This window comes from Ohtaekwangia sp., from assembly GCF_036568665.1.
Classification (GTDB): Bacteria; Bacteroidota; Bacteroidia; order Cytophagales; family Cyclobacteriaceae; genus Ohtaekwangia.
In genome coordinates this window covers 1-13,720 of the sequence record NZ_DATCSD010000323.1, presented here as the reverse complement: position 1 = coordinate 13,720, position 13,720 = coordinate 1, and the positions used below count along the sequence as shown (strand labels likewise).

At 43.2% G+C, this 13,720-nt stretch carries 10 protein-coding genes; 7 read left to right on the top strand and 3 right to left on the bottom strand.

Features of this window, described 5'->3' with window-relative positions; genetic code table 11:
* Window positions 1-10: 10 nt before the first annotated feature.
* The 5 genes from VIN08_RS18060 to VIN08_RS18040 are packed head-to-tail and all read left to right on the top strand — an operon-like array spanning window position 11 to window position 5,337.
* Entirely contained in the window at window positions 11-1,336 is a 1,326-nt protein-coding gene (locus tag VIN08_RS18060; RefSeq protein ID WP_331967872.1) for a D-alanyl-D-alanine carboxypeptidase/D-alanyl-D-alanine-endopeptidase, read from the top strand.
* Between the two features lie 31 nt (window positions 1,337-1,367).
* Complete coding sequence (locus tag VIN08_RS18055; protein WP_331967870.1) at window positions 1,368-2,636, top strand: glycoside hydrolase family 3 protein; 1,269 nt, start codon at window positions 1,368-1,370, stop codon at window positions 2,634-2,636.
* Window positions 2,637-2,664: 28 nt separating this feature from the next.
* The gene (locus tag VIN08_RS18050) at window positions 2,665-3,465 is read left to right on the top strand and encodes an N-formylglutamate amidohydrolase (RefSeq protein ID WP_331967868.1); all 801 of its coding nucleotides are present in this window, start codon (window positions 2,665-2,667) and stop codon (window positions 3,463-3,465) included.
* Between the two features lies 1 nt (window position 3,466).
* Entirely contained in the window at window positions 3,467-4,837 is a 1,371-nt protein-coding gene (gene hutF, locus VIN08_RS18045; RefSeq protein ID WP_331967866.1) for a formimidoylglutamate deiminase, read from the top strand.
* A gap of 14 nt (window positions 4,838-4,851) precedes the next feature.
* Window positions 4,852-5,337, top strand: a complete 486-nt coding sequence (locus VIN08_RS18040) for a GNAT family N-acetyltransferase (protein ID WP_331967864.1) — start codon at window positions 4,852-4,854, stop codon at window positions 5,335-5,337.
* A 15-nt stretch (window positions 5,338-5,352) separates the two neighbouring features.
* Here VIN08_RS18040 and VIN08_RS18035 read toward each other — a convergent pair whose 3' ends face one another.
* The 3 genes from VIN08_RS18035 to VIN08_RS18025 all read right to left on the bottom strand — a co-directional run bounded on the left by VIN08_RS18035 (window position 5,353) and on the right by VIN08_RS18025 (window position 11,522).
* Window positions 5,353-6,372 carry a DUF3500 domain-containing protein gene (locus VIN08_RS18035; protein WP_331967862.1) on the bottom strand — a complete coding sequence of 340 codons (1,020 nt, stop codon included), beginning with the start codon at window positions 6,370-6,372 and terminating at the stop codon, window positions 5,353-5,355.
* Window positions 6,373-6,447: 75 nt separating this feature from the next.
* The gene (locus VIN08_RS18030) at window positions 6,448-11,160 is read right to left on the bottom strand and encodes a hypothetical protein (protein WP_331967860.1); all 4,713 of its coding nucleotides are present in this window, start codon (window positions 11,158-11,160) and stop codon (window positions 6,448-6,450) included.
* A gap of 149 nt (window positions 11,161-11,309) precedes the next feature.
* Complete coding sequence (locus VIN08_RS18025; protein ID WP_331967858.1) at window positions 11,310-11,522, bottom strand: DUF2905 domain-containing protein; 213 nt, start codon at window positions 11,520-11,522, stop codon at window positions 11,310-11,312.
* Between the two features lie 70 nt (window positions 11,523-11,592).
* On the opposite strand from VIN08_RS18025, the gene VIN08_RS18020 reads away from it, so the two are divergent.
* The gene (locus VIN08_RS18020; protein WP_331967856.1) at window positions 11,593-12,303 is read left to right on the top strand and encodes an SAM-dependent methyltransferase; all 711 of its coding nucleotides are present in this window, start codon (window positions 11,593-11,595) and stop codon (window positions 12,301-12,303) included.
* Between the two features lie 85 nt (window positions 12,304-12,388).
* Window positions 12,389-13,642 carry a methionine adenosyltransferase gene (gene metK, locus VIN08_RS18015; protein ID WP_331967853.1) on the top strand — a complete coding sequence of 418 codons (1,254 nt, stop codon included), beginning with the start codon at window positions 12,389-12,391 and terminating at the stop codon, window positions 13,640-13,642.
* The last annotated feature ends 78 nt before the right edge of the window (window positions 13,643-13,720 follow it).

Below are 13,720 nucleotides of genomic sequence, written 5' to 3'. Positions count from 1 at the left end.
CTCTATACGCATGACGAAGTATACATGGCATCAACCTACTACCTCTATTCTGTCGCGGTTAGTGATTCTGTGTATAGGTCTTGCAATGATGCACTGTGCACCGATCTCCAGGCGTAGCCTTACCAAAACATTTCAGGCAACGGAAACCGAGTTCAAAGATCACGTAGGCTTTGTGCTCTACGATCCTGCCAAGAGTAAAACTCTTTTTGATTTTAACGGAGCGAAGTATTTTACTCCGGCATCCAACACCAAGATATTTACCTTCTTCACAAGCCTTAAGGTATTGAGCGATTCTATACCAGGGCTACGTTACGTTGTGCATGGCGATTCGCTGATATTCTGGGGAACAGGAGATCCCAGTCTGCTTTATAAAAATGTTTATACCAACAACCGGGTATATTCTTTTTTAAAACAGACTCCTTATCAGCTATACTTCTCACCCGCTAATTTTTCAACAAAGTACTTTGGTCCGGGCTGGGCGTGGGACGATTACAATGCATACTACTCGCCCGAAAGATCGCCATTGCCAGTCTACGGAAATATAGTCTCCATCTGGGCGACCGGTAGCCGTACCGATATACAGCCTGATCTGTTCCGGCCAAACCTCGTAACTGGTACCGTGCAGAAAACCGCAGATGCCACACGCGAACCGGATAAGAATATCTTTACCTATTTTCCGGGAGCTAAACCTTCAGCAAAGATCATTGACGTTCCGTTAAAGATATCTCCCGCAATAACAGCTTCATTGCTTGCTGATACATTAAAAAGAAATGTTACCGTTATAAATAAACCTTTCGATTCCACAGCCCTTACATTTTATAGTATACCTTCTGATAGTCTGTATAGAATTATGATGCAGGAGAGCGATAACTTTATTGCTGAACAGTTACTAACGATGTGTTCCGGTGTAATCAGCGATACACTCAGTCCTGAAATTGCGATCCGCTATAGCAAAAAGAATTTTCTGAACGACCTGGCAGATGAACCGGTGTGGAAAGACGGTTCGGGCCTTTCACGATTCAATCTCTTTACTCCTCGTTCCGTTGTTCAGTTATGGGAGAAAATATACAAGCTGGCGCCTCAGGAAAGATTATTCTCATTATTAGCGATCGGTGGCCGCAAGGGAACCATACGCAACTACTATAAAGAAGCAACGCCCTATATATTTGGCAAAACAGGTTCGCTTAGCAACAACCACGCACTTAGCGGATATCTGGTAACGAAACGCGGCCGGCTGCTGATCTTCTCTTTTATGAACACGCACTTTGCCCGGTCTACAGCCGAAGTGCGAAACAACATGCAAAACATTTTGCACAGAATTTACGAAGCTTATTAAACAGAAACTTCCTATATTTTTTTAAAGAACAATGAAATACGCTTGCATTTTTTTCTTAGTACTAAACAGTCTGGCAGGATTAGTACACGCACAAACAACGGACAGCCTGGACGTAAAAATTGGTCAGATGATATTGATCGGCTTTCCTAAAGCCGATGTTGACCCGGAAGTTTTGCGCGAAATAAGACAGGGAAAAGTTGGCTCGATCATCATCTTTGAAAAAAATATACCTCCTGTAAATTCATTTATAGCACTGAAAAAGATCACCTGGACGTATCAGCAAGCAGCACCGATCCCATTATTTATATGTATAGATCAGGAAGGCGGACGAGTAAATCGCCTGAAAGATAAATATGGATTTCCTCGCTCTATCACTGCAGCTGCTATGGGCAAAGCTCCTACGCTGGATTCTGTTCGTTTTTATAGTGAAGCCACTGCATCAACATTAGCGGGTTTAGGTATAAATATAAATTTTGCTCCCGTGGTAGATCTCGCTTCTAATCCGGACAATCCGATCATCGCCAAGTTTGGTCGCGCGTTCTCTGCTAACGAAGACTCTGTTGCGCTGATGGCGAAAGAAGTTATCAGGCAACACAGAAAGTATGGTGTGATTACATCGCTTAAACATTTTCCTGGTCATGGCAGTTCTAAGGCTGATACGCACTTAGGCATTGCCGATGTTACCAACACATGGGAAGAGCGCGAGCTAAAACCTTATCAGTTATTGATCGACTCAGGATACGCCGATGCTATTATGACTTCGCACATCGTAAACAAAAAACTTGATCCGAAGGGAAACCCCGGCACACTCTCTACGGATGTACTTACCGGTATATTACGAAAGCGCCTCCACTTCAATGGTGTGATCTTTACTGATGATATGCAGATGCAGGCCATTACCAAGCATTTTGGTTTTGAGCAGGCTATAAAACTCGCTATACAAGGTGGCGTAGATATTATGACGTTTTCCAATAATATAGCAGGCAGCGATCAGCGCACAGTCGATAAAGTGCACAGTATAATTCGGGGCATGGTTGATAAAGGCGAGATCACACAAGCTCGCATTGATGAGAGCTTCAAAAGAATTATGCTGCTGAAGAAACGTCTGGCGGAGAATGCAGCAGACGCAACCGACAAACAAACTATTGAGAAGTTACGAATAGCCCTCATTAAAACAGAAACGGATCTTGCCCAGACTAAAAACGAGTTGAAAATAAAACTGGAAGAACCTGTTAAGGTGCAGGAAGAAACAAGCGCGAAGAAAAAGAAGAAGAGAAAAAAGAAAAGCGACAACGAATAGTTTAGTGATTTTGTAATAGTAACGTACCGTGGATCCATTTAAAATATATAACCCCACAGCACCCGAGGTACCGATCATTGTAAGCGTGCCACATTGTGGTACGGCATTCCCGGAGGATATAAAGAGAGAGTATATTTCATCACTCACAGAAGCTCCGGATGATACAGATTGGTTTGTAGACAAGCTTTATGACTTTGCTCCTTCCATGGGTATGACGTTGATAACCGCTAATTATAGCCGTTGGATAATCGATCTGAATCGGGACCCTGACAGTAAACCGTTGTATTCCGATGGACGCATCATTACTGCGCTTTGCCCCACTACAACATTTTTAGGCGAACCGCTATATATAGACAAACGACAAACTGTTGAGGATGCCGAGGTAAAAAGAAGATATACTTTATACTATAAGCCGTATCATGAAAAAATACAATCGCTGCTGGATTCGCTGAAAGCTAAATTTGGTAAGGTGCTCTTGTGGGATTGTCACTCGATCAGACAAATTGTTCCCACGATACAAAAAGACAAATTTCCGGACTTGATCCTGGGCGATGCCGATGAACGTTCTGCTTCCCCGGAAATAATACAAACAGCTATCAATTCATTATCGTCTGCCCAATGGAAGGTTAGTCACAATCAACCCTTTAAAGGAGGAACGATAACACGCGCGTTTGGTAAACCTTCGCTCCGTCAGCATGCGCTCCAGTTAGAGATGCCCAAGGTGAACTATATGGATGACACTGAAACAAAATATAGCGAGGCGCGCGCGGAGCAGGTACGTAATCTGTTAAGGAAAACTTTTGATCAACTGATTTCTCAACTTCGCTGATATGAGCCAGACTATAAAATATTACCAGTTCAAAGGTATATTACTCTCGGAGGGTTGGCTCACACCCGGCTTTGTTGGTGTAGATGAGGTCGGCAACATTCAATATATCTCTGATGTGCGGCCCGAATCAGTAGCCATTGAAGCTGTGCATGGCTATGCACTCCCTGGTTTTCAGAATGCACACTCACATGCCTTTCAATATGCTATGGCAGGCATGGCGGAGAAACATGCTGCGGGCTCAAAAGATGATTTCTGGAGTTGGCGAGAAGCTATGTATCATTGTGCCTTGAGTCTTGATCCTGATCAGGTAGAAGCTGTAGCCGCTATGCTCTACGCAGAGATGCTACGGAAGGGCTATACGCACGTTGCAGAGTTTCATTACCTCCACCATGACAAAAACGGGCAGACCTATAGCAACCTTGCCGAAATGGGCGAACGACTTGTTGCAGCAGCGAAAACAGCTGGTATAAAAATTACGCTTATACCTGTATTCTATCAGAAAGGTGGCTTTGGTCAGGAACCTCAGCCACGGCAACGAAGGTTTATTTCTTCAACAGTAGATGAATACTTCCATTTGCTGGACGACTCTGCAACGATAGTCGCGGATAATGCTCACGCAACATTGGGATTTAGTGTACATTCTTTACGTGCTGTGGATGCACGAGATATAGTATCCACTTTTGAACAAGGACCAAAAAATATACCCTTCCATCTTCACGCTGCTGAGCAGTTGAAAGAAGTAAGCGATTGCCTGGCACATCTCAAGCAACGTCCTGTCGAGTGGCTGCTGAACAACTTACCGGTTGACGATCGCTTCCATATAGTTCATTGCACACACATGACAGATGATGAAACTATAGAACTTGCAAAAAGTGGAGCAAATGCAGTGCTTTGCCCGGGCACAGAAGGAAACCTGGGCGATGGAATTTTCAACCTGACAACATTTGCTCGCCATGAAGGCTCGTGGTCTATCGGCACTGATAGCCACATCAGCTTAAATCCATTGGAAGATCTTCGATGGCTGGATTACGCGCAACGATTTACCACGCACAAGCGAAACACATTTGATGATGGTGCGAGTATATTAATTCAAAAAACTTTGCTTGCCGGAAGAAAAGCAATGGGCACTATTCCGGCAAACTATTTTGCCATAGGTAATTCCTTCGATGCTGTAGTATATAATGCCAAAGCGCCTTTGCTGGCACAAGCCGATATAAACCATTTACTCCCCGCTATACTATATACTTCCGATTCTGGCGATACGCTGGGAACACTCGTGCAAGGTAAATGGATTGTAAAGAATCAACATCATGCGCGCGCTGAACGCATCACATCCAGTTTTCTTCAGGCAGTTAAACGACTCGCACTATAATTTCCTACAAGTACATGAACGTTACAATCCGTCTTATATCTCCTGCTGATGGTATAGCTGTAGCCAATATCATCCGAACAGTTATGCCGGAGTTTGGTGCCGGTGGTGCCGGCTTTGCCATTCACGATACGGAAGTGGATAATATGTATCAGGCATACTCCGACCCATCATGCGCTTACTATGTTTGCGAAGTAGATGGAAAAGTTATTGGTGGCGGAGGTATAGCTCCATTGCAGGGGGGCAGCGCAGAATATTGCGAGCTAAAGAAAATGTATTTCTTATCCGAAGGCAGAGGACTGGGGTTAGGCTATAAAACATTACAAGCCTGCATTCAGGCTGCTCAAGAGATAGGGTATATATACTGCTATCTCGAAACATTCAACACGATGGATCATGCCATGCACCTGTATGAAAAAGCTGGCTTTAAAAAGATAGAAGGACCACTCGGCAATACCGGCCACTTTGCCTGCGACAGGTTTTATTTGTTAAAGTTGAAATAACGTCAATACAGAGAATCAGTTTCCTTTGTGTTCGCGTTCATAATGCTCACGCAGTATATCTTCTCCAAAATCGTTGGTTAAGTCGCGCACAACGGAGTGTATATGGTTCGCATTGTTCTGCGTGTTGTCGTATTCTATCAATAGCATCGGTCCCTGGATTCTGTAATAGTGACCAGCGCCTGGCTTCAACGCACCAGCCCAGGCAAACGACAGATTATCTATACCTGCCAGCTCAATCTTTTTTCTTAGTTTCTCCGAAAAGCCCAGCTCATAATTGCGTATATAGGTATCAAGTAATTTGATAAATATAGCCTGCTGTTCTTTCTTCATTTCGCTATAGAGAATGCCTGCCGGAGTAAGTGTAGAGGCTTCACGTTTATTATAGGATACAATTTCAGAAAGAGCCGTTTCAGAGAATCTTGCCTTAGCCAATTGCTTTTCATCAAACGCATTGATCAATGCAAAGCCAAGATCTATTTCATCTTTCAATGTCTTTTTTCCTCTTTCATTTCCGGAGGGTACAACGGCCGGGTTACTGCCCCAGAAACTTGGTGTAGAAGATTCTATTATACCCTTCACTGAAGTAAAGTTGAGCGACAGGTGATGTCCTTCCAATCGCCAGCCCCAGGGTTTATCAGTGGCGGGTGTTCCAAAAATAGTAAAGTAATAATTCAATGGATCGCGATATGAATCATCCGCATCGCGACCCTCTACCTGCTGAAGAATTTTCTCCAACGAAATTATACCTGTTGCCTTTTGATATCCCTGGTTGGCCAGACTTGCTTTCAGTAAAAGGAGAGCAGCACTCCGTTGTTTTTCATTGAGTGCATGGAGCGATATACCCTTGCGGCTCTTCGGCACAAAATGCCAATTGTATTGTTCACTATCATTCCAGGTATATACTGCTTTTTGACGAAGGTCTGATGGAAGAGACGTGAGAAAATCATTGGCCCGCGTAACAATCTCTGTCGATTGTGCCCGTGCCTGAACGGTTATAGCACTACTCATCAGAAGTGCGAACAATAACTTTGTCATAGAAGTAAGTTATTGATTTTATTCCTGTAAAAATCGTGGCTGGTCGTTGGCGCTCACTAACTATTTACTGAGCATTTAGAAGCCATCGTCTTCTTTCTTCTTCTCCTCTTCCTTCACTTCTTTTTTCTTCACGGCAGAAGAAGAATCACTCAGACTATACGGAACATCTATACCATAGTATTGCTTGCGGAAGCGGTTGATGAATGCCAGCGTTTCGTCATCGCTGCCTGGTATAAAAGCAACCTCACCTACTTTTGCTTTTCCGGCATTGCTTTTCTTGGCAATGACGGTATTGAAATCACTATTCGATGACTGAACCATGAGACGATTGTCTTCAAACCCAAAGTAATACCAGGCTTCCGGAGATGCTTTTACAAACACATGGAATACAGGCGAGCCATCTTCGTTCTTCTTTACTTCCATAAAACCTTCAAAGGCTCCGTTAATATCCTGGCGTCCTATATTTGACATGCCCAGTGTTCCTTCACTATAAAAACCCTTATGCTTCTGCGACCACTTCAAATTTACGTTAGAGAACACGAGTGGTTTTGCCAAGGCCGTAAGCGTAGCCAATGATACGTAGCCCTGCAAACTTTTCTGTTCATAATCTTTCGCTACACGTTCGCCCACTATATCGGCAATCTTATAAAGCAGCTCTGTCTGGTCACCCAGTCCTTCATCCGCACCTTCATTCTTTATCACATCCTGTATCTGGCGCGCCATTATATCAAAGGCCTGAATAGGAACATTGGTATCTACCATGACGAACGAGTTCATCTGGATTTCATTGTTCGTCATGTTACCCTGACCTATTGCCGTGGAGGTAACATTAAAATCTTTCAATCCATTAAAGAGTTTTATAGGTCCTTCAAAACGAACCTGCATGGTTTCGTCCTTATAGGCAAACACTTTTCCGGAGAGCGAATTTCCGGCAGCTTTCTCCAGACTCTCTATCTTAAACTCGTTGGAAGCCGTATCGTAGTGCAGCGCACCACTGGGCTCAAAGAAGTTTTCATCTTCTTCCGCCTTCTTGTCATTGATAAAAGTAATATATAGCTCGTTGGTTGAAGAGAAGTGCAGGCCTGCGTTTAAGCGATTGCCTCCTTCCGTTACAGCGTTGTCAAAGTCTATATGTACATCGGTCTCATCACCGGTTTGAGAGTACTGTATCCACGTATTATAGTTCTTGATCTTTTTAATGTCGAGCTTCACAAAACCGTTGAGCTGCAATGCCGGTCGCGTAGCATACATGGTCATGTCGCCTTTATAAAACATACCGGCTCCTAATACAAGCTTATCCTTATCGATCACAGAACCCGTAGCAACTGTTTGTTGTGTAGCAACGGTATTCTTTTTCTTGCGCGACTTTTCTTCCACCGCTATATCTTCCAAATGGAAGTCAGTCATTTTAATAGCAAACGTATCCTGCAGGAAGTTTACATATTGATAGGTCGCGTAACCGCTAAATTGTTTTCGCGAAATAATATCTACTACACCTTCTGTAAGGCGGTGATAAGCATTTAATGTATCAAGAATGATCACTGTATTTTTAAGTGTTCCGATTTTGGCATTTTCAAGAATCAACACTTCATTATTCTCTGGTGTAATTTTAGCATCGGCAACAATGATATAGGGTATACCACTTACCTTCAGCTCCTGCGTTTTCAAATTATACTCTGCTTTCTCCGCTAGGAAGTTCAGTGAGTCAAGTTCCTTGCGCGTAGTATAGAAGTACGAATTTTCCAACGGCACATCCGGATTCTTTTTCATGGTGATCTTCTCTGCTTTCAGATCCCATCGCATTTCGGGTATAGATGTTTTAAACTGCGCATAGGGAAATTCTATCGCAGCAACACCGGCTACCTCCGGACTTATATCAGCATAGTTCTGTTGCAGGTTGAATTTCATACGAACGTCTACGCCATATAGCAGCGGCTTATTAGGATCGGCTGATTTTACTTTGAAGCGTGCATGTCTTGCACTGAAATCATCGGCTGTAAAATTCATGTTACGCGAAATCAATTCGCTACCACGCGTTTCCAGTTTACCCGCCCCCGCTACACCTTGCTTGGAAATGGTTAACATCCCTTGCATTTGCGCTGTAGAATCGTAGAAGTTGAATGGAGCTTTTTGATTTTTCAATCGCATCTTGTCTTCCTTCGGATACCACTTCATCTCGAAGTCGGGTAAAGACGCCTGCGGAAATTTTACTGCACCAAATTGTTTTTCAGCGATCGTTGCCCTGTTTCCCCTCGTAATAACAGAGTCAGGATAGAATATAAAGTCATTGGATTTTACAGAAGCTGCAAGATAATCTATACGACCAGCACCACGAAGTCCGTGGTTATCCATATTTAATCCACCATACATTTTAGCCTCACCGTTGTAAAGCTGATAACCTGCTCGCGGAATGTTGTGTTCAAAACCGAGAGACTTGTCGGGCTGCGAGTGTAGCTTCTCTTTAAAATTCGGAAACATACCACTCGAGACGAACGTACCATCAAAGTTGATGGACGCAGGGTCGGCATCGTTCAAACTATCAAGCTTGAACGGTGGCACCACAAAGAACATCGATTGATCATATACACCTCCCAGTACCTCCGGCCTGTTAAAGTAAATTACACCACCACCACTGGCATCGAGTCGAGGGAAATTCGGAATCTTCTTTTTACCAGATTTATTGCCGGCTTTACTGATGAACAGCGTTCCTGATTTTTGTCCGGCTGATAAACCTCCCACCGCCGATGCAGCAGAGTCTGCACCCACCATGTTGTTGTTCAGTTTTCTGCGAATCATCTGGCCTTTCGCGTTCTTCTCGGTAACATAAAAATTAATCGAGTCAATGCGCGTCAGGTTAATATAGAAGCTGTCATACTTCAAAGTAAATCCCTTGCCGCTGATCTCGAAGTTTCCGGCATTGATCGTACCATCAAATTTTATATCGCGATTCTTCAGCAGCGTAATAACATTGCTATCCGGTTTAATGCGCACGTTCAAAGAATCACTCACCTTAAATTCATCCACTCCGCGCACAGTCATATACCCTTTGTTGAAGTTTACTGTTGCATTGGCCGAGCTGTCTATAACAGAATGTATCTTCAGGTTATCGTAGTCCATCTCACCGAGATGAGATTTATAGAGCGCCATTGCTTTTTCCTTTACGTGCACGAGGTCGGTTTTCGGATCGTACGTAACCATACCTTTCTCACTCAGTAATTCAATGGCAGCTTTTACATCGCGCACTTCTTTACCGGATGATTGTACAAGATCGCCCGAATAAAAATCGCGAACCTTATTCTTCATGCAGTAGCGGGCAACAAGTGAAAGCGGATGGAATGAAAAACCTTCGCCTTTTAAAATTCTGAAATCTTCGGGGTCATAATAATTTACAGATTCAAGGATCATCGGCACAGTGTTGCGTCCGCCATCGGTTCGCATATCCAGACTGTCCTTAAAAAGATTCCATTGAATAACATCGGTCGAAAAATCTATGTTGAAGAAGGAAGATGAGTACGGTGTATGCATCATAGCACCTTTCTCTTTTCGCACATATAGCTTCTGCAGACTGTCTTTCCCGAAAGTATACCGCATCCGCACTGCAGGGTGTGTAATAGAATCGTTGTTATTGATGATGCTGATATAGGTCTTCTTCGATAAAATAGTTGAGTCTGAAAATTCGAACTCTGTCGACTGGGCTTTAAATTTCTTTTCACCGTTATGATATACCTCCACGGTTGAAGGAGCACCACCCACAGATGTACTGGATATTTTTCTGCCGGTAAGTGCGAATCCTCCTGAGTATTTTACGTTCTCATCTCCGATACCAGAGATGGGTAAGTTGTTTTGAAACGATTTGAATCTTGGAAAGGTAGAAGCTACAGAATCTTTACGTGGTTGTGACTTGAACTCCAGCGTTCCGGGAATCAAGCCGGGAGTTCTGCCTGTATAATTAAACTTAACAAGATCAGCTTTCAGCTCAGGCTTGTTTGCTTTGAAATTATAGTCGGTAAGATTACAGTATACACTATCCGGACTAAGCAGGGCAGAGGACCAATCGAACGTGCCTTCTTTACCAACAAAAGTATTATCGCGAAGAGAGAGAGAACCCTGGGTGTTCTTTAGAAAAACTGAATCGTATTTCGTTACAAAATTTAGTGTCAGTTTATTGAAGCGAAGTACCGGTCCTTCAATCACGGGCTGTGGAGGAGGATTCATCCACAATGGTGCTTCGGTAAATATAGAATCAACGGGCTGATCATTATAATCACTGGATGGCTCTGTATTACTTTGATTATCGGTTGTAGGGATCGAAGTAGTATCATTCATATCGAATGATGGAGCGGGTGCTATATAATCGAAAGAGTAATCGTCATCTTTAGCATAGAGCCTAAACGACTTTTCATAATGCAGCGAATGATATTGAAAGAATGTGCGACTGGCCTGTAAGAAATTCAGAATACGTGGCGTGGTTTCCTTTTCTATAACCTGACCTGTTACACGAAGAAAGCCGGAGAGTTTTGTGGCATCTGCCCGCTCAACACTTACAGCATTGGCGATGGCACCGAAGTAATTAATGAGAGCGGGTTTCAGTGGCAACTTCTTCTTTTTCATCAGCTGTAATTGCTGGCGAATCACCAATTGCTGATCAACGCCCAGGCTACCCCACGCCGAGGCAAAACTGCTACCAATAACCGATGCATCTACATTCCGCGTGTTCTCCAATACAATTCTAACACTGTCTTGAAAATTCAGAGGAACGGAACTTACAGAGCTTTTTTGTGCCGACACAATCAATGCCGGGAAAAAAGTAAGTAGAAAAAAATATGTTCTAACCTGCTTCACAGAAACTAAACCCTGAAATTCGTAAATATTGCTTAAATAAACTAAAGGCTGATAGCTGGTAAACGCTTAATAAACTACAACCGTACGAAAGGCGCTTAATTTTTCCATCGGTTAACTAGGTAAAGGATTACCGAGACCAGAATGCTTAACAGTATACTTGTCGTTACCGGAAAATAGAAACTGAAATTCTCTCGCTCAACCCGTATATCACCCGGAAGTTTGCCGAGCCAGGAAATACGATCGTGAAAGGTTATAACAAGACCCGCCAGTATAAAGATTATTCCTACTATGATCAGGAGCTTACCCATTTATCTTTCACATTTCTTGCGAAATTTAGCACGAATTTTAAACACACAATCCTCACGTTTTTAAACGAGCATGCGAAAAGGAAAATTATACCTCATACCCACGGTGATCGCAGAAGAGACTCAGGCCGTTGTTATTCCTCCTCATATACTACAAGCTTTACCGGGCATTCAATATTTTCTGGCAGAAGACATTCGTACAGCCAGGCGATACCTGAGCAGCCTGAAAGTATATGAGTCCATTGAACCGTTGATATTTGAAGTGCTTAATAAAAACACAAAGGCCGATCAGTTGAAGAAATTTTTTGAGCCTGTGTTTCAGGGAAACGATCTGGGTATCCTATCAGAGTCGGGATGTCCGGGTGTTGCTGATCCCGGTTCACTGGCCGTTAAGTTTGCCCATGAGCATGATATACAGGTGGTGCCTTTGGTAGGGCCATCTTCTATACTATTGGCATTGATGGCTTCGGGTATGAATGGCCAGCGTTTTGCATTTCATGGCTACCTTCCTATAGATGGTAAAGACGCTTCTGCAATCGTTAAAACATTAGAAAAAGAGTCGCGCTCCAAAAATCAAACACAGATATTTATTGAAACACCTTATCGGAACAATACATTGATGGCCGTGCTGATGAAAAGCCTGGCCGATGATACGCAGCTTTGCATTGCTGTAGATGTTACTGGTAAGGATGAAAGTATACGAAGCTATAGCGTTAAGAAATGGAAATCTATTCCTGTTACGTTCCCCAAAAGCCCGGCCATATTTTTATTTCTATCACACTAAACACTATTGAAGCAATAGGGTTTTAGTTTACAGGTTTTCGGCTAAATTTGAAGCTTGAACTTTTAACAAAAAAATATAAATCTCTATGCCTTATCTATTCACCTCCGAGTCAGTCTCCGAAGGCCATCCCGACAAAGTTGCCGACCAAATCTCCGATGCTCTCATTGATTATTTCCTGGCTTACGATCCTTCTTCCAAAGTTGCCTGCGAAACACTGGTGACAACCGGACAAGTTGTATTGGCTGGTGAGGTGAAGTCTGAAGCATACCTCGATGTACAGGATATAGCACGCGAGGTTATCCGCAAAATCGGATATACCAAGAGTGAGTATATGTTCGAAGCCAATTCATGCGGTATACTTTCTGCTATTCATGAACAATCTCCTGATATCAACCAGGGTGTAGTTCGCAGAAAGAAAGAAGATCAGGGTGCTGGCGATCAGGGTATGATGTTTGGCTATGCTACCAACGAAACGGATAACTATATGCCGCTTCCATTGGAGCTTGCTCACCTGTTGTTACGCGAACTCTCTACTATTCGCAGAGAAGGTAAAGTAATGACTTACCTCCGTCCTGATGCAAAGTCGCAGGTTACTATTGAATATGCTGATGATAACAAGCCTCAGCGTATCGATACTATTGTAGTATCTACCCAGCACGATGACTTCGATAAGGATGCTAAAATGTTGAAGAAGATCGAAGAAGACATTATCAACATTGTAGTACCACGTATTATCAAGAAACTTCCTAAGCGTGTTCAAAAGCTTTTCGGAAGCGATATTAAATATCACATTAATCCTACCGGTAAATTTGTGATCGGTGGTCCGCACGGAGATACTGGTCTTACAGGCCGCAAGATCATTGTAGATACATACGGTGGTAAAGGTGCTCACGGTGGTGGTGCTTTCTCAGGTAAAGATCCTTCTAAAGTAGACCGCTCTGCTGCATACGCTACTCGCCACATTGCTAAAAATCTGGTAGCAGCCGGTGTTTGTGACGAAGTACTGGTACAAGTTGCTTACGCTATTGGTGTTGCTCAACCGGTTGGGCTATACGTTAACACTTACGGCACTGCGAAAGTAGAAGTAAGCGATGGCGAGATCGCGAAGCGCGTAGCTAAAATCTTCGATATGCGTCCTTACTTTATTGAACAGCGCTTCAGCCTCCGCACTCCAATCTACGCAGAAACTGCTGCATACGGACACATGGGTCGCGAGTCTAAAGTGGTTGAGAAAATATTCAACAAAGGAAAAGCTACCGAGAAGAAAGTAAAAGTAGAATTGTTCCCTTGGGAAAAACTTGATTACGTTGACCAGGTAAGAAAAGCTTTTAAAATCTAAGCTGATCTTTCACTATACCTATAAAGGCTGCTTCTTTCCGGAGCAGCCTTTCTTTTTAATACCGAATCTATAATCTGA